At 35.2% G+C, this 17,841-nt stretch carries 20 protein-coding genes and 1 riboswitch; of the genes, 17 read left to right on the top strand and 3 right to left on the bottom strand.

Annotated features, from left to right (window positions below; all coding sequences use genetic code 11):
- Positions 1–45 precede the first annotated feature (45 nt).
- The 3 genes from NSQ89_RS05140 to NSQ89_RS05150 are packed head-to-tail and all read left to right on the top strand — an operon-like array spanning position 46 to position 3,983.
- The gene (locus NSQ89_RS05140; protein ID WP_047941537.1) at positions 46–1,320 is read left to right on the top strand and encodes a cytosine permease; all 1,275 of its coding nucleotides are present in this window, start codon (positions 46–48) and stop codon (positions 1,318–1,320) included.
- A gap of 20 nt (positions 1,321–1,340) precedes the next feature.
- Complete coding sequence (locus NSQ89_RS05145; RefSeq protein WP_047941538.1) at positions 1,341–2,429, top strand: DUF917 domain-containing protein; 1,089 nt, start codon at positions 1,341–1,343, stop codon at positions 2,427–2,429.
- A gap of 3 nt (positions 2,430–2,432) precedes the next feature.
- Positions 2,433–3,983 carry a hydantoinase/oxoprolinase family protein gene (locus NSQ89_RS05150; RefSeq protein WP_328283114.1) on the top strand — a complete coding sequence of 517 codons (1,551 nt, stop codon included), beginning with the start codon at positions 2,433–2,435 and terminating at the stop codon, positions 3,981–3,983.
- 56 nt (positions 3,984–4,039) lie between these two features.
- Here NSQ89_RS05150 and NSQ89_RS05155 read toward each other — a convergent pair whose 3' ends face one another.
- Positions 4,040–4,252, bottom strand: coding sequence for a helix-turn-helix transcriptional regulator (locus tag NSQ89_RS05155; protein WP_047941540.1), 213 nt, complete (start codon positions 4,250–4,252; stop codon positions 4,040–4,042).
- Between the two features lie 239 nt (positions 4,253–4,491).
- Here NSQ89_RS05155 and NSQ89_RS05160 point away from each other — a divergent pair, with 239 nt between their 5' ends.
- The 7 genes from NSQ89_RS05160 to NSQ89_RS05190 all read left to right on the top strand — a co-directional run bounded on the left by NSQ89_RS05160 (position 4,492) and on the right by NSQ89_RS05190 (position 9,372).
- Positions 4,492–5,373 (top strand): CPBP family intramembrane glutamic endopeptidase, encoded by an 882-nt coding sequence (locus NSQ89_RS05160; protein ID WP_095320348.1) that lies wholly within the window; start codon positions 4,492–4,494, stop codon positions 5,371–5,373.
- Between the two features lie 106 nt (positions 5,374–5,479).
- A riboswitch (PreQ1 riboswitch) is annotated at positions 5,480–5,522 on the top strand.
- 36 nt (positions 5,523–5,558) lie between these two features.
- On the top strand, positions 5,559–6,236 hold the full coding sequence (gene queC / locus NSQ89_RS05165) for a 7-cyano-7-deazaguanine synthase QueC (protein ID WP_141232321.1): 678 nt from the start codon (positions 5,559–5,561) through the stop codon (positions 6,234–6,236).
- 4 nt (positions 6,237–6,240) lie between these two features.
- Positions 6,241–6,723 carry a 6-carboxytetrahydropterin synthase QueD gene (gene queD / locus NSQ89_RS05170; RefSeq protein WP_047941544.1) on the top strand — a complete coding sequence of 161 codons (483 nt, stop codon included), beginning with the start codon at positions 6,241–6,243 and terminating at the stop codon, positions 6,721–6,723.
- Positions 6,716–7,444, top strand: coding sequence for a 7-carboxy-7-deazaguanine synthase QueE (queE, locus tag NSQ89_RS05175; RefSeq protein ID WP_047941546.1), 729 nt, complete (start codon positions 6,716–6,718; stop codon positions 7,442–7,444). Before queD ends, queE begins: the two co-directional genes overlap by 8 nt.
- A gap of 32 nt (positions 7,445–7,476) precedes the next feature.
- Positions 7,477–8,040, top strand: coding sequence for a GTP cyclohydrolase I FolE (folE, locus tag NSQ89_RS05180; protein WP_047941547.1), 564 nt, complete (start codon positions 7,477–7,479; stop codon positions 8,038–8,040).
- 152 nt (positions 8,041–8,192) lie between these two features.
- Entirely contained in the window at positions 8,193–8,681 is a 489-nt protein-coding gene (locus NSQ89_RS05185; protein WP_235850579.1) for an RNA polymerase sigma factor, read from the top strand.
- The gene (locus tag NSQ89_RS05190) at positions 8,671–9,372 is read left to right on the top strand and encodes a hypothetical protein (protein WP_047941550.1); all 702 of its coding nucleotides are present in this window, start codon (positions 8,671–8,673) and stop codon (positions 9,370–9,372) included. The genes NSQ89_RS05185 and NSQ89_RS05190 overlap by 11 nt, the downstream gene beginning before the upstream one ends.
- A gap of 41 nt (positions 9,373–9,413) precedes the next feature.
- On the opposite strand, the gene NSQ89_RS05195 is transcribed toward NSQ89_RS05190, so the two are convergent.
- A complete protein-coding gene (locus NSQ89_RS05195; protein ID WP_172866135.1) occupies positions 9,414–10,805 on the bottom strand; it encodes an L-cystine transporter in 1,392 nt (463 codons plus the stop codon).
- 183 nt (positions 10,806–10,988) lie between these two features.
- Here NSQ89_RS05195 and NSQ89_RS05200 point away from each other — a divergent pair, with 183 nt between their 5' ends.
- From NSQ89_RS05200 to NSQ89_RS05210, 3 genes are all read left to right on the top strand, one after another.
- On the top strand, positions 10,989–11,468 hold the full coding sequence (locus NSQ89_RS05200; RefSeq protein WP_095320349.1) for a methylated-DNA--[protein]-cysteine S-methyltransferase: 480 nt from the start codon (positions 10,989–10,991) through the stop codon (positions 11,466–11,468).
- A gap of 367 nt (positions 11,469–11,835) precedes the next feature.
- Positions 11,836–12,039 carry a hypothetical protein gene (locus tag NSQ89_RS05205; RefSeq protein ID WP_341132339.1) on the top strand — a complete coding sequence of 68 codons (204 nt, stop codon included), beginning with the start codon at positions 11,836–11,838 and terminating at the stop codon, positions 12,037–12,039.
- A gap of 307 nt (positions 12,040–12,346) precedes the next feature.
- On the top strand, positions 12,347–12,592 hold the full coding sequence (locus tag NSQ89_RS05210) for a DUF1450 domain-containing protein (RefSeq protein WP_047941554.1): 246 nt from the start codon (positions 12,347–12,349) through the stop codon (positions 12,590–12,592).
- 92 nt (positions 12,593–12,684) lie between these two features.
- Here the strand turns inward: NSQ89_RS05210 and NSQ89_RS05215 are convergent, their stop codons facing one another.
- On the bottom strand, positions 12,685–13,344 hold the full coding sequence (locus tag NSQ89_RS05215) for a helix-turn-helix transcriptional regulator (RefSeq protein WP_047941555.1): 660 nt from the start codon (positions 13,342–13,344) through the stop codon (positions 12,685–12,687).
- A 256-nt stretch (positions 13,345–13,600) separates the two neighbouring features.
- Between NSQ89_RS05215 and NSQ89_RS05220 the strand changes: the two genes are divergently transcribed.
- The 4 genes from NSQ89_RS05220 to NSQ89_RS05235 all read left to right on the top strand — a co-directional run bounded on the left by NSQ89_RS05220 (position 13,601) and on the right by NSQ89_RS05235 (position 17,835).
- The gene (locus tag NSQ89_RS05220; protein ID WP_095320351.1) at positions 13,601–14,218 is read left to right on the top strand and encodes a superoxide dismutase; all 618 of its coding nucleotides are present in this window, start codon (positions 13,601–13,603) and stop codon (positions 14,216–14,218) included.
- Between the two features lie 54 nt (positions 14,219–14,272).
- The gene (locus tag NSQ89_RS05225; protein ID WP_047941557.1) at positions 14,273–14,797 is read left to right on the top strand and encodes an NADPH-dependent FMN reductase; all 525 of its coding nucleotides are present in this window, start codon (positions 14,273–14,275) and stop codon (positions 14,795–14,797) included.
- 641 nt (positions 14,798–15,438) lie between these two features.
- A complete protein-coding gene (locus NSQ89_RS05230; protein ID WP_095257741.1) occupies positions 15,439–16,773 on the top strand; it encodes an ABC transporter substrate-binding protein in 1,335 nt (444 codons plus the stop codon).
- 219 nt (positions 16,774–16,992) lie between these two features.
- Positions 16,993–17,835, top strand: coding sequence for a carbohydrate ABC transporter permease (locus tag NSQ89_RS05235; RefSeq protein ID WP_047941630.1), 843 nt, complete (start codon positions 16,993–16,995; stop codon positions 17,833–17,835).
- Positions 17,836–17,841 lie beyond the last annotated feature (6 nt).

The raw sequence follows: 17,841 nt of genomic DNA on the forward strand, positions 1-17,841 counted from the left end.
CGTTATCGATATAATAAGTTTTAATTACATAAAGGAGGCGTGAAAATGAGTGATAACAGAGACGGAAATCAGGAGGCACAATCATGGCAGAGTCTAGCTTTTCTATGGACGGGCTCGATGATTTGTATACCTAGTTTATTAATAGGCGGTACACTAGTTAGTGGTATGCCTTTATGGGAAGCTGTCCTTGTCGGGTTAATAGGGTATGGAATTATTGTTGTTTTAATGATCTTTCAAGGAATACAAAGCAGTGATATACACAAGCCGACCGTTAGTGTCGCTTCGCAAGTTTTTGGAGAACAAGGCTCAAAGAAAATAATTTCGATTATATTAGCTGTTGCATGTCTGGGCTGGTTCGGAATACAAGCAAATGTGTGTGGGGCAGCATTTTCCCAATTTTTAAGCGTATATGGGATTAACCTACCAGTACCGCTTTCTTCCCTCATATGGGGCATCATTATGCTGTTATCAGCCATTTATGGGATTAAAATACTGAATATTCTAAATTACGTTGCAGTTCCCATTTTGCTTGCAGTCTGTGTCTATGCAGTTGCGGTTTCTTTAATGGGTGACGGTGTTGCACAAATAAAAAATTATATGCCGGCTGGATCCATGTCCTTTTTATCTGGACTTTCTATTACGATTGGTTCATTTGCGTTAGGTGCAGTTATTGCAGGGGATTATTCTCAATATGCGAAATCACGTAAAGATGTTGGCAAAGCAGCATTTATTGGGATATTGCCTTCTGGAGTCTTAATGATCACTGTTGGGGCTATATTGACCCTTACTGCTGGAACTGCTGATATTACAAGTGTATTTACAGAACTAGGACTACCTGTTTTGGGAATTATTGCTCTTATCTTAGCAACCTGGACTACGAATGCAGTAAATGCCTTTTCTGGTGGAATTGCCATTATCAATGTATTTAATATTTCAAAAGAAAAAGAACGGATAGCAGTTGCGATTGCAGGTGGTGTAGGCACACTTCTTGCTGTGGTTGGAATTTTAGATTATTTTGTTCCGATTATGTCCGTGCTTTCTGCCATGATTCCTCCTGTCGCAGGGGTAATGATTGCTTCTTATTGGGTTATTCAAAAAGGGGACAAATCAAAATGGGCTAGTAAAGAAGGAATAAATTTCTTAGGAGTAATCTCTTGGCTTGTTGGGGCAGCGATTGCAGGCATTCCTGTTATCTTCTCTTTTTTTCCAAGCTTACCACAGCTGCCAAATCAGCCATTGATTGGAATGGTTATTTCCTTTGTATGTTATCTAGTAGCCAGAAATATTATCGTTCAAAAACAAGTATCTATTAATCAATAATCACAACTGGAGGGTATCACATGCGATATTTAGATGAAGAAGCGATTGAAAATATAGCAGTTGGAGCAGCATTTCTAGGTACAGGGGGTGGAGGGGATCCTTACATAGGAAAAATGATGGCTCTTTCAGCGATAAAAGAAAATGGTCCCGTTCAACTTTTGTCACCCGAAGAAGTAGAAAATGATGATTTTTTTATCCCAGCGGCAATGATGGGGGCTCCATCTGTGTTGATAGAGAAATTTCCAAAAGGTGATGAATTCGTACGTGTATTTAAAAAACTAGGTCAATATTTAAATAAAGAAGTAAAGGGAACATTTCCCATGGAAGCAGGGGGAGTCAATTCCATGATTCCTATTGTAGTTGCTGCCCAGTTAGGATTGCCGCTCATTGATTGTGATGGAATGGGACGGGCATTTCCAGAACTACAAATGGTAACCTTCCATCTAAATGGCGTTTCTTCTACACCGATGGCTATAACAGATGAAAAAGGAAATATCGGTATTATGGAGACAATTGATAATAAATGGACAGAACGGATTGCTAGAGTAGCTACCGTTGAAATGGGTGCAAGTTCATTAGTTAGTATTTATCCATGTACAGGGGAGCAGTTGAAAAAATATAGTGTGAAAAATATTATTACCTTATCTGAAAAAATTGGACAAATTATCCGCTCCAATACAAAGGATGAATTAACCAAACTACACGAACTCTTAGATACTACTAGTGGATATCATTTGTTTGATGGGAAAATTATAGATGTTGAACGAAACACAATGGGAGGGTTTAATAGGGGCTGTGTAACATTAGATGGATTGGAGCAATTTACCGGAGAAGAAGTACAAGTATTTTTCCAAAATGAAAATTTAGTAGCCCAAAAAAATGGTAAACCATTAGCTATGACTCCTGACCTCATTTGTTTAGTAGATTTAGAAACATTAAATCCAGTTACGACAGAAGCGCTGAAATATGGAAAAAGAGTGAGGCTGCTGGCATTGCCTTCTGATCCCCAGTGGAGAACAGAGAAAGGGATTGAAACAGTAGGACCAAAGTATTTTGGTTACGATATTTCCTATACACCATTAGAGGATCTTGTGAGAAAGGAAGTGTGATAGATGTATAAAGTAGGAATTGATGTTGGGGGAACAAATACAGATGCTATTATACTTGATGAAGGTTTAAATTTAATCCATCAAGTAAAAATGCCTACAAGTGAAGATATCGAGTCAGGGATTGTCTCTTCCTTAAAAAGAGTATTAAAAGAAGCAGGGATTGATAGAAAAAAAGTAACCCATGCGATGTTAGGAACTACTCAGTGTACAAATGCTATTGTGGAAAGAAAAAAACTGGCTAAAGTAGGTGTGATTCGACTGGGATATCCAGCAACGGCCTCTGTCCTTCCTTATACTGCTTGGCCAAAGGAAATGGTCTCTGCCTTAACGGGAGAGTATCGTTTAGCCGGAGGCGGGTATGAGTATGATGGACAAGTACTGTCTAGCTTTTCAGAGGAAGAAATACGCTCCATTTTAAAGGAATGGAAAGGAAAAGTAGAAGCGATAGCAGTTGTTGGTGTTTTTTCTTCCTTGAAAAACGATCAAGAACTTCGAGTAGCCGATTTAGTGGCAGAAGTGATGGGAGAAAAAACCCCAGTATCTTGTTCTTCCTTAATTGGTTCTGTTGGATTAATTGAAAGGGAAAATGCAACGATATTAAATAGTGCTTTATTTAAGGTTATTGCAGCAACAAGCAATGGCTTTGAAAATGCATTAAGAGAAGAAGGAATAACAGATGCGCAAGTATTTCTCTGCCAAAATGATGGAACATTGATGTCGATAGAGTATGCTCGAAAATTCCCCATTTTAACGATTGCATGTGGACCAACTAATAGTATTCGTGGGGCATCTTACTTAGCTGGGATTAAAGATGCGATGGTATTAGATGTAGGTGGAACGACATCGGATATTGGTGTCTTAACAGCCGGATTTCCGCGTGAGTCTGCGCTTGCAGTAGATGTGGGCGGAGTCCGAACAAATTTCCGTATGCCGGATATTGTATCCATTGGATTAGGCGGGGGAAGTATTGTCCGAAACGTGAATAATGAAGTAACGATTGGACCAGACAGCGTAGGTTACCGAATTACTGAAGAAGCGCTTGTCTTCGGGGGGGGAACACTCACAACAACGGACATTGCAGTACGCTTAGGAGTTGCAGAGATAGGAAATCCAGAATTAGTGAAACATATTGATGAAGAATTCGCTCAACAAGCATACGCGAAAATAGCAGCAATGACGGAAGAAGCAATTGATAAAATGAAAACAAGTAATAATGATGCCACGGTTGTTTTAGTAGGAGGCGGCAGCATCATTATCCCAAGACAGTTAAAAGGGGTAAAAGAGATCATTCATAATGAGAATGGTGCGGTTGCCAATGCAATAGGCGCATCCATTTCGCAAATCAGCGGACAATATGAGCAAATATATATCTATTCACAAACTCCTCGTGATGAGGCGCGAAAAGATGCGGAAGAAAGAGCGAAACAGCAAGCAATATTAGCAGGTGCAAAAGTGGAAACAATTGAACTTGTAGAAATAGAAGAAATTCCGTTAGCATATCATCCAGGAAATGCGACAAGACTAAGAGTAAAGGTAGTAGGAGAACTAACGTAAAGCTAGCTGATTAAAACAATTGGACACTCAGAATAAAGAAAGAGAAAATGATTGCCTCATTTTCTCTTTCTATTTATATGTGCCATGATATCAGATTTTAAATAGATTCTTTCTTTATTGCCAACATTAAGCGGTTCTAGAATCCCCTTTTTTACACAGTCATGGATATATTGCCGTGTACACCCTAATAACTCGGTAACCTGAGAGGTAGAAACTAATTCTTCTTCTAAAAACTTTCTAAACTCCATATCATTTTTAAATTGAATCATAAAAATCGTCCCAATCTTTATAGTATATTATCGAGTAATTATTCAATACCCAAAATTTTAACGAACTAATCATTTCGATTAAATGAAGATATAGTAAGAATCATAAAAAATGGTCTGATTTTTTTAGAGATTCATTTTCTATTTATCCTAACGAATAAAAGCATATATTTTCCAAAAAGAAATAGATATAATGAGAAGGAGAATTTTTAAATTAAGTATGGTAAAAAGTGGAGGGGAATATGTTCAAAAATAAGTTGGGCAAGGTAAGATCTGGATGGATTATTTTGTTGGCCTTATTGGCTACTACGATAGCACAATTGCTGCTATCAGCGCCAGGTATGATTATTGCTATCATAATTGAATCACAAATTCACCCTAATCTTTCTGATGAGATGATTGATCAAGTATTAGACGGTTCACCGCTCTCGCTTTTGGCACAGGGGTTAGGATTAATTGGCGGTATTGCAGTATTATGTCTTTTATGGAAGTTTGTTAATAAGAAGAGAATTTCAGAAATGGGATTTAAAAGGCTTTCTCCAGATTTTATTATTGGGTTAGGACTTGGCGCATTGTCTATCGTCATTATCTTTTTTATTCTATTATTCACCCAAAATATAGAGATGGCTAATTCACTTGGTTCACCGGATTTTTCAACCTATACCATTTTGTATCTACTGTTTTTTATTTTAGTCGGTTTTTCTGAAGAATTGACCTTCAGAGGTTATATTATGTCTACACTTACCGATAATGGAAATTCAAAATTGGTAGTATATATCGTTTCATCATTAATTTTTGGGATAGCTCATTTATTAAATCCAAATGTAGCGGCTCTTGGAATTATCAATATTTTTCTTGTAGGACTTTTATTTGCTTATATGTATGATAAGACGAAAAGCCTATGGATGCCAATTGGTTATCATATAACGTGGAATTATTTCCAAGGAAATGTGTTTGGTTTTCCAGTTAGTGGTACCACTGCCTACGGGCTATACGGAATAGATGTTTCTGTGGGAAATGATTGGCTAACAGGTGGTTCTTTTGGGTTAGAAGGTGGTTTTCTAGCAACAATTATGATCATTATTGGCTTTATTGTTACCAAACTATTTACTATGAAAAGATAATTTTAATACACTTTGTCTAGATTTTAATCAATATTGTCATAGAATAATAGAGGAATATGCGTTATAATAAATCGAGCTGCATAATAGCATAATAAAATCCGTTTCGACGGTGGAGGTTCTAGCTACCCTCTTTAAAAAACTAAGAAAAAACAGTACTACTTTCTTAGTAGTGCTGTTTTTTCTATATGAAGGAGATTTGCGAAATGAAAAACGAAAAAGCGGTTGTTGTATTTAGTGGGGGTCAAGATAGCACTACTTGTTTATTTTGGGCTATAAAAAATTTCAAAGAAGTAGTAGCTGTAACGTTTGACTATAATCAAAGACATATTACAGAGATTGAATGTGCACAGAAAATCACCGAAGAGCTTGGCATTAAACACCATATTCTTGATATGTCTCTGCTAAATCAGCTGGCGCCAAATGCCTTAACAAGAGACGATATTGCAGTCGAAGATGGCAAGGAAGGAGAGCTGCCTTCCACATTTGTTCCAGGACGAAATTTATTGTTTATGTCGTTTGCTGGTGTATTAGCAAGTCAAATACAAGCAAAACATATTGTAACAGGTGTGTGTGAGACAGATTTTAGCGGCTATCCAGACTGTCGCGATATCTTTGTTAAATCATTGAATGTAACGTTAAATCTTTCCATGGATAACCAATTTGTCATTCATACTCCACTTATGTGGTTAAATAAGGAAGAAACATGGGGCCTTGCGGATGAGTTAGGTGCCTTTGACTTTGTTCGTGAAAAAACATTAACATGCTACAACGGAATTGTGGCAGATGGCTGTGGAGAATGTCCTGCTTGTAAGCTGCGTAAAAAGGGATTAAATGATTATCTCGCTGTTCGAAAGGGGTTATAAGAGAATGCATGACTTTCGAATAGTAGATAGACTGCAAAAATTTGGGGAAGATATTTCCTCTAAGCAATTAAAATATCATTGCAAACGTGTTATGGTTAGTAAAGAGTTTACCTTTGATGCAGCACATCACCTGCATGCTTATGAAGGAAAATGTATGAATCTTCATGGACATACATACAAGGTAGTTTTCGGAATTAGTGGATATTTAGATAACCGAGGATTAATGATAGACTTTGGTGACATTAAAAAAATATGGAAAACCGAGATTGAAATTTACTTAGATCATCGCTACTTGAATGAAACTCTTCCACCAATGAATACAACAGCAGAGAATATAGTATATTGGATCTTTGAAAAAATGGAAGAGGCTTTGAATAAAGATGAGGTAAAGCAAGCAGATAATGGGGCGAGAGTAGAATTTGTTCGTCTCTATGAAACTCCTACTAGTTATGCAGAAATGAGAAGGGAGTGGATGGAGAGTGAGTAAAGTACCTGTCATGGAGATTTTTGGACCAACGATACAAGGAGAAGGAATGGTCATTGGCCAAAAAACGATGTTTGTCAGAACAGCTGGCTGTGATTATTCCTGCGCTTGGTGTGATTCTGCCTTTACTTGGGATGGCAGCGGAAAAGAGCTGATTAAGCAAATGCAAGCAGAGGAAATATGGGAGGAACTAGTTCGACTAGGTGGAGACGGATTTTCTTTTGTCACCCTTTCAGGAGGAAATCCGGCCCTCTTGAAAAATCTTTCCTTTCTGGTAAATTTATTAAAGGAAAAGGAAATAAAGATTGGGCTTGAGACACAAGGGAGCAAATGGCAAGATTGGTTTATAGATATTGATGAACTTACTATTTCTCCTAAGCCGCCAAGTTCTAAAATGAATACGGATTTTGACATGTTGGATTCGATTGTGCAAAGATTAAGAGATGCTAATCGAAGTACTCATATTAGCTTAAAAGTTGTTGTATTTTCTGATGAAGATTACAACTATGCCAAAAAAGTGCATTTGCGTTATCCTGATATTCCTTTTTTCTTACAAGTTGGGAATGAAGATAATAAAACGACTGATGATACTAAATTAGTCGAACATTTATTGGCGAAGTATGAGTGGTTGATTGATAAAACCATGCTTGATCATCAATTCAAAAATGTGAAGGTACTTCCACAGCTACATACGTATATTTGGGGAAATAAGCGTGGAGTGTAGATAGTCGGGAAGGATTTTAGGAGGATTTTAGAATGAGTAAAATTAATACTCCTCAAATAGAGGAGGCTATTCGCTTACTATTAGAAGCAGTTGGAGAAGATCCAAATAGAGAAGGATTATTGGATACTCCAAAACGGGTAGCGAAAATGTATGAAGAGGTTTTTTCTGGTCTTACCATCGATCCAAAAGAGTATTTTGAAACGATTTTTCATGAAGACCATGAAGAATTGGTATTAGTAAAGGATATTCCTTTTTACTCCATGTGCGAGCATCACTTAGTCCCTTTTTACGGGAAAGCGCATGTTGCTTATATCCCGAAAGGCGGAAGAGTGGCTGGGTTAAGTAAGCTTGCTCGAGCAATAGAAGCTGTTTCAAAACGTCCTCAGCTTCAGGAACGAATAACGTCCACTGTGGCAGATACTATGATGGAAACACTTGAGCCCCATGGAGTAATGGTCGTGGTAGAGGCAGAGCATATGTGTATGACCATGCGTGGAGTGAAAAAGCCTGGTGCTAAAACAGTTACATCAGCTGTACGAGGTGTTTTTCAGACTGACAGTGATAAACGCGCAGAAGTATTTGCGTTGATTAAATAAGATAAAGCTAGTATTTATTAAAAATCCTGTGAGAGCAGGATTTTTTTATTGGAATTTATTTAAATTAACTTACATTTTTTATAATAAAAGGGGAACTTTTTGGTTGATAAACTGGTCTTAAAGTATAAAGGGAGGTGGTTAATATTACGAAAATGAATGAAAAGGAAATATATGAATACTTTTTTGAAAAGGTATATAAAGCAACTTTTTACATTCTGAAAAATGAGGAACTAGCGAAAGATGCAACACATGATACCTTTATAAAAGTATTTAAAAATTTAGGGAAAATAAATGATCATTCAAAGTTAAGTGCTTGGATAACTACTATTGCTACAAGAACTGCTATTGATATATATAATAAAAACAATAGACAATCAACACGTATGTTTGAAGAAGAAAACTATATTTCAACTACGAATGAATTTAATGATGAGAGAGATGAAATAGAATATTATTTAGCTGATTTACGACCAAAATACAAACAAATATTAATATTAAAATATTTGGATGGTTTATCAGAAAAAGAAATTGCTAATCTACTTTCCCTTAAATTAGGAACAGTTAAATCAAGGATATACCGAGCGAAACAGAAAATATATCGACAGTATCACTCTGGAGGTGAAAGTAAGCTTGAAGAATAATCAAGAAAATGAAAGATTAAAGGAGCAGATAAAGAAGGAATATAACTCCATTAATATACCTAAAGGATTAAAAGAAGAATTATGGACACAGATTTCTGTAACAAGAAAGAAAAGACGAATTTTTTCGAAACTTTTTCCGGTTATAGCTGTAGCTGCGTTTATCATTATATTAATTCCGCTTGGCTTAAGTTTAATATCTTCAGATTCAGCACAAAATCCAAGTGACAGTATTTCAATGAAAGAAGCAGCAGATATAAAAACAATTGAAGCTGTTATAACAAATAACTTTACAGGACCTGATGAGAATTGGTTAAAAATAATGAATGATACGAGTTCGGAAGAAGAAGAGGGAGAAATAAAGGGCTTAAGCGAATATGAAGAGGATTTATTTAAAGAGTATTTTGCAAGTGATAGAGCGTATGTTGAATACGTTTCAAGATATGGGTCCGTAATATGGAATGAACCTGCGAAAAATCATTACACTTTAAGAGTATTGGATATTAATTATGAAAAGACCAGTTCTGATGAGATTATATACAATTTTATGGCAAAAATAGAATATAAGAAAAAAGGCAGTAGTACAGCAAATGTTGGAACAATTACTGGGCAAGCTAATTTAAATGAAGAACATAAAATAGAAGTGATGATGATTGAATATTTTGATCTTATTAATGAATTAGAGTTGAAATAAATAAAAAAGCAAAGCACCTTAGAAGGAGCTTTGCCTTTTTATTATGCCATATTCTCACTAGTATCTATTTCATTCGACTGATACTGTTTTGTATCTAATTCACCAAGTGTTTTACTTGTTACAACACCTGACACCATTGATCCACTTACGTTTAGAGCAGTGCGCCCCATATCAATTAATGGTTCAACAGAAATTAATACCCCAGCCAAGGCTACTGGTAGGTTTAAAGTAGAAAGAACGATCAATGTTGCAAATGTTGCTCCTCCACCCACTCCAGCAACTCCAAATGAACTGATCATAACGACAATAATTAATGTCGCAATGAAAGATGGGGATAAAGGATTAATTCCTTGTGTTGGTGCAATCATGACTGCAAGCATTGCAGGATAGATACCAGCACAACCATTTTGGCCAATTGAAACCCCGAAGGATGCAGAGAAGTTAGCAATGGATTCAGGTACACCTAATTTATTCCTCTGTGCTTCAATATTTAATGGCATTGTTCCTGCACTTGTACGTGATGTGAATGCAAAGGTAAGAACAGGCCAAACTTTTTTTAAATATTGTTTTGGGCTGAGTCCCATAATCGCAAGAATAATTAAATGAATAATAAACATTGCAATTAAGGCAACATAGGACGCAATAACAAATTTTCCTAGCTTCACAATTGCATCAAGGTTACTTCCTGCAACTGTTTTTGCCATAAGCGCAAGTATACCATATGGAGTTAATCGCAGTACTAATGTTACAATTCGCATCACTATTGTATGTAATGATTCAACAATTTTTTGGAAGAAAGCTGCTTGCTCTGGATTTTTTCTTCTAATCCCTAGGAATGCAACTCCAACGAATGCCGCAAAAATTACTACCGCAATAGTAGAAGTTGGTCTAGCACCAGTTAAATCTTGAAATGGATTAGCTGGTAAAAAGCTAAGAATTTTCTGTGGTACAGTTGTGCTTTGGACTTCCCCTAAAGATTCTTCTAGTTGCTGTCCGCGAAGTACTTCAGCATCTCCAGCATTTACATCAATTGCTTTTAAGTCAAAACCTGCAGCAGAGGCGATTCCGATTCCTGCAGCTATAGCTGTTGTTAGTAATAATGTTCCGATTACGAGACCACTAATTTTCCCAAGGTTAGCTGATTTTTCTAACTTTGTGAAGGCAGCCACAATAGAAATAAAGACTAGTGGCATAACAATCATTTGTAGTAGTTTTACATATCCGTTTCCAACTAAACCGAACCAATCATTCGTAACCGTGATTACTTCTGAAGTCGGCTCAAAAAATAATTGTAAAATTGCTCCAAATAATACACCCAGTCCTAAAGCGGTAAACACGCGTTTAGAGAAGGATATATGTTTCTTTTGCATATAGAATAGAACACTAAGCAAAATAAGTAATATAATAATGTTTAAAATAGCAAAAAGGTTCAATGCTATGTCCTCCTTTTATTGTAATTCCTATAGGTTAAATAGGGATTGCGTAAATTCTTTAAAAGACTAACACTATTTTCCTCATTTGTAAATATGATTTTTGAAAAAATAAAAATGTTTTTTATGAAGCAAAATGATACTGTTCTGTTAAAATAATAGAAAATAGTTTTTCGGGGGGATAGGATGTTTGCACTAGATTATCAATCTCCAATTGGAGTAATAGAGATAATTGGAACAGAAAAGGCGATCTATTCTATCTTATTTTCAGAGAAAGAGTCACCAGAGAACCAGATAGATGATCAGACACCTCAGGTTTTAATTACATGCTATAAGCAGCTAGATGCTTACTTCAGTGGGAAAAGTCATAATTTTTCTTTTCCAATTGAAATGGGTGGAACTCCATTTCAAAGACAGGTATGGAATGCTTTAACTCATATTCCCTATGCGGCAACGGGATCATATAAGGATATTGCAAGCAGCATCGGTAACAAAAAAGCAGTTCGTGCAGTGGGAAGTGCGAATGGAAGAAATAAACTATGCATTGTCATTCCATGTCATCGAATTATAGGAGCGAATGGAACGCTGACTGGTTATGCCGGTGGTTTATGGCGGAAGGAATGGCTGCTTAGACATGAGCAGAAATGGAAAACTAACACCATATAATAAATCAAGACAAAATCCATAAACGGGGGACTTTTCCTTTAGCTAATGTTTATTTTGTAGGTTAATGAAAAGTATCCGATTCTTATTGAATCGGATACTTTTCTGCTTCTCATTTAGAACTAATAAAGCTCTATTGAAGTACCAGCTCCACCTACGCTGTGTACAGTGATAACCACTAATGTTATCCAACCTAATTTACATTATAAATGAAAACGATTTCAAAATCAAATATTGTGAAGTAATGAACTCTTTTTCAGAATATTATTTCTTTTTAGCGAGATGTTTTTTGTTCGCTAAAATATATATGTTAATGGAAGAGAATAATTTTCTGCTTTCTGTAAAACTTATAAAAAAAGGAGTGATTTGGATGAACGAACAAAAGGGAGCGAATATGTCTGATTTTGGCCAAATAAATGATAATATGATGGAAGCTGATTCAGATAAGACAAGTGTATCGATTAAGACAAATGTAGATCCTAAAAATGTGCTTGAAGATAATCCTTATTTTGAAAAAACAAAAACGTATAGTAAGGAAGAGTTGGAAAAGTTCAAGAAATTTTTTAGGGGATAAATAGAAAAAATTCACCTGTAAATTCATATCGGTAGGACATACTCCTTGGCAGCTGATGAAAAAACTTGTTAATACATAATATAACAGCTGTAAGGGAGTATTTTTATTCTTAGTCTATCAGAATTATGGAGAGCTTCTTTACTTGCATTTTTATATAGAAAATGATTAAATGTATATACTTGTTTTTTATACTGTATGGTATAAAAAACTTTTATAAAGTGTGATTTAGTTTTTTCCTTATATCTTTGGTCCATAAAAATAATCGTTTATATATATTGTTTGTAAAATAGAAGGGAGGAACGAGCAAATGGGGATTGTAGTTGTAGAAATTTGTGATGGAAGTTTGATCACTTCAATAAATTTAGAAGAAATACTAGAATCTAAATATCCAGAAGTAGCTGTGATTGAAAGCAGCTGTCTTTCCTTTTGTGGAATGTGTGCAAAACGTCCTTATGCAATTGTAAACGGAAAAAGAATTTTTGCAAAAACTACTGAGGAATGTCTTGAATTAATAATGAAACAAATTGAAGCAGAATTAGCTGTATTTGCTTAATAGAAGAAATACTAGAAAGGGGAAGTCTTAAGAATTAATTTCTTGATGACTTCCCTTTTCCTATTAGTTTAAGTTTTTTCTAAGAAAAAGCCTTACAATACTACGAACGAGGAATCATGCTGGGAAACAAACTTTACGACAAACTTACAGTGATTGTCTCCTTCTGTTCGGCAGTATGTTCTCGTAACATCCTTTGCATGGAGAACTTTTTTGAGCATTTCTGTCTCACATCTACAGGCTATTTTAAACTCCTTCGCTACCTCGAGGATAGGACAATTATATTCCGTTATTTCAAAAGTATGGTCGTCCACTTTTGTTAAATCGGCCATATATCCTTTTTCATTTTGGATAGTAATCATTTCTTGCATTTTTTCAGCAGGATCTTTGTCATCCATACGTGAAATATACTCTTTTGTTAGACGTTCTTCCCGTTTATTGAATAATTGCTGAACTGAATCTTTTCCATAAAGTTCTTTAATGTCGTGTAATAAATCGATGCTGATTCCTTCATAACTTTTTGGGAAAAAATGTTCTGCTTTTTCCGCCAATGTAAAGCTTTGAATAGGTCGGCCCATTGGCTGTTTGATAAATTCGGATTGGATTAAATTATCTTTTTCTAATATTGTTAAGTGCTTTCGCACAGCCATATGTGTTATTTTTAGACGATCGGTAAAATCGTTTACCGTTAAGGAGCCCTCTTTCTTAAGAAGATGCAGAATTTTATCTTTTGTCGTTTTTTGTGTTGGGACCATTTTAAACCTCCATTCTATTTCATTGGAGAAAAAAATCTAAATAATTTTAAGGTATAGAAATTAATTATACCAGAAAGTATAAAATGTTGAAAGTAGTTACTTGTACAAGAGTCAGTGCATAAGATTAGCTTAGTTAATAAAAAAAACATCCACCAATTTAGAATAAAGTAATTGCTTTTTTATTATGGATGGTTTATTGTTTAAATATATTTTTTAAACCAAAAAGTATAAAAAACAAAAAATGGTGGAAATACCAATGACTACATATTCATTACCAGCTTTATCATACGAATTTAATGCTTTAGAACCACATATTGACCAGAAAACGATGGAAATTCATTATGGAAAACATCATCAGACATACGTTAATAATTTAAATGCTTCTCTTGAAGGTCAGGATGCATTACAAGCAAAATCCTTAGAAGAGTTATTAAGCAATCTGAATGAGGTACCAGAACAAATCAGAACTGCTGTAAGAAACAATGGTGGCGGGCACTTAAACCACTCCTTATTCTGGGAAGTAATTGCACCAGCTTCAGGTGTGAATACACCTTCTGGTGAATTAGCAGAAGCAATTAATAAAGCTTTTGGAAGCTTCGATGAATTTAAGCAGCAATTTACTGCTGCTGCTACTACTCGATTTGGGTCTGGCTGGGCTTGGCTGGTTGTGGACGAAGTAGGCAGCTTAAAAGTAACAAGCACACCAAACCAAGATAATCCAATTATGAATGGCGAACGCGCTATTTTAGGATTGGATGTATGGGAGCATGCTTACTATTTAAATTACCAAAACAGAAGACCTGAATACATTTCCAATTTCTTCTCTATTATTAATTGGAGTGTAGTTGCGGATAAATTTGCGAATAATAATTAATATGATAGACAAAGATTAAGTGGTTCATGCTTATCTTTAAGCTTGGAGGATACTATGAAGCTTGTAGGGATTTCTGGATCATTAGTTGGTTCCAAAACAGCTAAAGCAGTAAATGAAGTATTAGTTGCTGCCAAGGCACTTGACCCAACGATTCAAGTAGAATTAGTTGATTTAAGAGAGTATGAGATCGAATTTGTTAATGGAGCGCCATTAAGTTATTATAATGATGATACCATTAAAGTGGTCAATACTATTTTGAGTGCAGATGCTCTTGTGATTGGAACACCAGTATATCAAGCCTCTATTTCAGGGGTATTAAAAAATCTCTTTGATCATCTACCAGTCGATGCATTTAAAACGAAAGTAGCGGGAATGGTTATCACAGGTGGTACGGATAAACATTTTCTTGTAATGGAACATCAATTAAAGCCGATTCTTACCTATTTTAAAGCATTGATTACCGTGCAAAATGTGTTTGTGCATAATGACTATTTTGATGAGGAGAATGAAATTATCGACAAAGAGGTCAAAGAGCGAATGATTAAACTGGCTGAGGAAATTATTTATTTACAACGTTAGTTATCCATTTAGAAATGTCCTAAAAAGGCAGATTCTGCGAAGTAGCAGGTCTGTCTTTTTTACTTATTAAAGAGCACACTGTTTCTCAAAAATCCAATTTGCAAGAAAAAATCACTTCTTCAAATTTTTAAATATACTTGTTAATAATTATGTAATGAAAAGTGTAAGGTTAATGCAAATGTTAACTTTGTTAAGGTGGTTAACTATGTGATGAATTAGATTAATAAATATGTTAACTTAATGTCTGAAAAATATATCTAAGTTTATATAAAAGTTATTGACAACGCTTACAGATAATTGTATAAATAACTTATAAGATATATTTTTAAAGGGTGTTTTATAAAAATGTTGTTCTCTATTTTGGGGGAATTCCACACAACGAGAGGCTATCTGTAATAACAACAAACTTTGTAAAAATCGCCTTTTGCTATTAAGTTGTATCATAGTGTCATATAAAAAGGGAGATGAGGAGGAATGCAAAAACAAATAAACTGTTGATACGTTGGTGAAAATGAAAGTAATTCTAAATTAAATGCTACATAAAGAGAACAAAGTAAGTCTACGCTTAAAGTGATAGAAATGCAGATTAGTATTATCCTTTTTGTTTTATAAAAGAAATTAAAAATAGGGGAGAATATAAAATGAAAAAAGTAAAAATATTACTTTCAAGTTTTGTGATTTTCAGTATGTTGCTTTTAGGTGCATGTTCAAGTAGCAGTAACGGTAATGCGGATGGGAAGAAAGAAATCACGTTTATGTTTAGAGGAGGGCCAGATGAGAAAACGGCTTATACAGCAGCGATTAAAAAGTTTGAAGATTCGCATGAGGGCGTGAAGGTAAAAATCATTAATACAGATGCAGATCAATATGCTACTAAATTATCTGCTGCTGTTTCCGGTGGGAATGTACCCGATGTTTTTTATCTTGATTCTGGAAGTATCGCAAATTATGTTGATAATGGCATCATTAAAGATATTACAGAAGAAGTTGAGAATGCAGATTTTGATTTAGATAGTATTTGGAAATTTGGTGTAGACATCTATCGCTATGATGGGAAAACTCCTGGTAAGGGTGCCCTTTATGGATTACCAAAAGATATCGGTCCATTTGCGCTAGGTTATAATAAAGACATGTTTGAAGAAGCCGGAATTCCGTTGCCAGATAAAGACAAAGCCTATACTTGGGAGGAATTCTTAAAAATTAGTCAAGAATTAACAAAAGATACAAATGGTGATGGTGAAGTTGATCAATGGGCAAGCGGTTTTAATGCCACGTGGACTCTGCAATCATTTGCTTATAGTAATGGTGCATCCTTTTTAAATGATGCTGGAGATACTGTAACAGTTGACACACCAGAGTTTGCAAGTTCTTTGCAGTTCCTTGCCGATTTAACTAATAAATATAATACAACACCGAATGCTTCACAAGCTGAAACATTGGACACATACCAAAGATGGATGAATGGCGAATTAGCATTCTTCCCAGTTGGTCCATGGGATATGAGTACATATGCCAAACTAGATTTTGAATACGATCTCATGCCGTGGCCATCTGGTACAACAGGTAAATCTGTTGCATATGTTGGTTCCCTGGGATTAGTAGTTTCAGAGACTACAAAATATCCCGATTTAGCGACTGAATTGGCCATTTACTTGTCTGCTGATGAAAATGCCCAACAAACATTATTAGATGCTAAAGTGCAAATTCCGAATTTAATTGATATGGCTGAAGAATGGGCTAGCGATACAGAAACGGTTCCAAATAATAAGAAAGAATTTTTAGATATTGTTCGAGATTATGGTGTTCCATACCCAACTTTCGCTACCTATAACTCCCAATGGTTAGATGAATTCTGGTCGAATATTACTCCCGTAATGCAAGGGAAACAGACTGCAGCCGATTTTGTAAAAGAAATACAGCCTAAAATGCAAAAGCTTTTAGATGAGGCCAATGAACAAGCAAAAATGTCTAAATAAACTAAAATATTAGGATGTCTTTTTACTAAGAGGAGAACTCACCAATTTTAAGTAAAACTTGTTGTGAGGTTCTCTTCTTTTAAGACACCCTTTAATTGCTAAAGAGGTGAGCATATGTCCAGTGTTATAGCTACAAACAGTGAAAAGAATAAAAATCCGAAAATAAAACCTAAAAGTAAGACTAGTAACTTGTATAAGCAAGAGCATAGAGTTGCACTGATGTTTGTGGCAGCTCCAATTATTGGATTTCTATTATTTTCTGTTTATCCATTTGCTTATTCTGTGTATGCATCATTTACGGATTGGAATGGATTGAATAGAATGAACTTTGTCGGCTTAGATAACTTTATTAAACTATTTCAAGATGAATATTTCTATCAAACTCTCTATAATACAGTTTTTTATATGATAGGAATTCCTATTGGATTAGGATTGGCATTGCTGCTCGCAATGGCTTTGAGCAGGGGGCTGAAAGGGACTACTGTTTTTAGAACAATCTACTACATCCCTGTTATCTCTTCTCTTGCAGCAATCTCTATAATGTGGGCATGGGCTTATAATGGAGATTTTGGATTGATTAATCAATTTTTGGATTTATTTGGAATTAAGGGTCCAAACTGGTTAGAAAATACTGCAACTGTTAAACCAGCAATTATCCTTATGGCAGTATGGAAAGGGTTAGGTTATTCGATGCTGCTTTATTTAGCGGCAATTCAAAGTGTTTCGAAAACCTATTATGAAGCAGCTGATCTAGATGGTGCAAATTCTTTCCAAAAATTTAAAAGTATCACATGGCCAATGGTTAAACCGGTAACGTTTTTCTTAGTTATTACAAATATAATTGGCGGATTCCAAATATTTACTGAAATTAACATTATGACCCCGACTGGCGGACCATCTTATAGTGCCGCGTCTATTGTTTGGTATGTATGGCAAAAAGCATTCAAATATTATCAAATGGGATATGGTTCAGCGATGTCACTAATTTTATTTATCTTTATCTTTATCGTAACTGTTATTCAATTCTATTTTAATAGAAAATCAGATTATAGTTTGGATTAAGGGGGT

The organism is Niallia sp. FSL R7-0648, assembly GCF_038007005.1.
GTDB lineage: Bacteria > Bacillota > Bacilli > Bacillales > Cytobacillaceae > Niallia > Niallia circulans.

Bases quoted from the DNA above. Each gene is read 5' to 3' on its own strand.
- NSQ89_RS05140 (WP_047941537.1), top strand. From the start codon at position 46: ATGAGTGATAACAGAGACGGAAATCAGGAGGCACAATCATGGCAGAGT.
- NSQ89_RS05145 (WP_047941538.1), top strand. From the start codon at position 1,341: ATGCGATATTTAGATGAAGAAGCGATTGAAAATATAGCAGTTGGAGCA.
- NSQ89_RS05150 (WP_328283114.1), top strand. From the start codon at position 2,433: ATGTATAAAGTAGGAATTGATGTTGGGGGAACAAATACAGATGCTATT.
- NSQ89_RS05155 (WP_047941540.1), bottom strand. From the start codon at position 4,252: ATGATTCAATTTAAAAATGATATGGAGTTTAGAAAGTTTTTAGAAGAA.
- NSQ89_RS05160 (WP_095320348.1), top strand. From the start codon at position 4,492: ATGTTCAAAAATAAGTTGGGCAAGGTAAGATCTGGATGGATTATTTTG.
- queC (WP_141232321.1), top strand. From the start codon at position 5,559: ATGAAGGAGATTTGCGAAATGAAAAACGAAAAAGCGGTTGTTGTATTT.
- queD (WP_047941544.1), top strand. From the start codon at position 6,241: ATGCATGACTTTCGAATAGTAGATAGACTGCAAAAATTTGGGGAAGAT.
- folE (WP_047941547.1), top strand. From the start codon at position 7,477: ATGAGTAAAATTAATACTCCTCAAATAGAGGAGGCTATTCGCTTACTA.
- NSQ89_RS05185 (WP_235850579.1), top strand. From the start codon at position 8,193: ATGAATGAAAAGGAAATATATGAATACTTTTTTGAAAAGGTATATAAA.
- NSQ89_RS05200 (WP_095320349.1), top strand. From the start codon at position 10,989: ATGTTTGCACTAGATTATCAATCTCCAATTGGAGTAATAGAGATAATT.
- NSQ89_RS05205 (WP_341132339.1), top strand. From the start codon at position 11,836: ATGAACGAACAAAAGGGAGCGAATATGTCTGATTTTGGCCAAATAAAT.
- NSQ89_RS05210 (WP_047941554.1), top strand. From the start codon at position 12,347: ATGGGGATTGTAGTTGTAGAAATTTGTGATGGAAGTTTGATCACTTCA.
- NSQ89_RS05215 (WP_047941555.1), bottom strand. From the start codon at position 13,344: ATGGTCCCAACACAAAAAACGACAAAAGATAAAATTCTGCATCTTCTT.
- NSQ89_RS05220 (WP_095320351.1), top strand. From the start codon at position 13,601: ATGACTACATATTCATTACCAGCTTTATCATACGAATTTAATGCTTTA.
- NSQ89_RS05225 (WP_047941557.1), top strand. From the start codon at position 14,273: ATGAAGCTTGTAGGGATTTCTGGATCATTAGTTGGTTCCAAAACAGCT.
- NSQ89_RS05230 (WP_095257741.1), top strand. From the start codon at position 15,439: ATGAAAAAAGTAAAAATATTACTTTCAAGTTTTGTGATTTTCAGTATG.
- NSQ89_RS05235 (WP_047941630.1), top strand. From the start codon at position 16,993: ATGTTTGTGGCAGCTCCAATTATTGGATTTCTATTATTTTCTGTTTAT.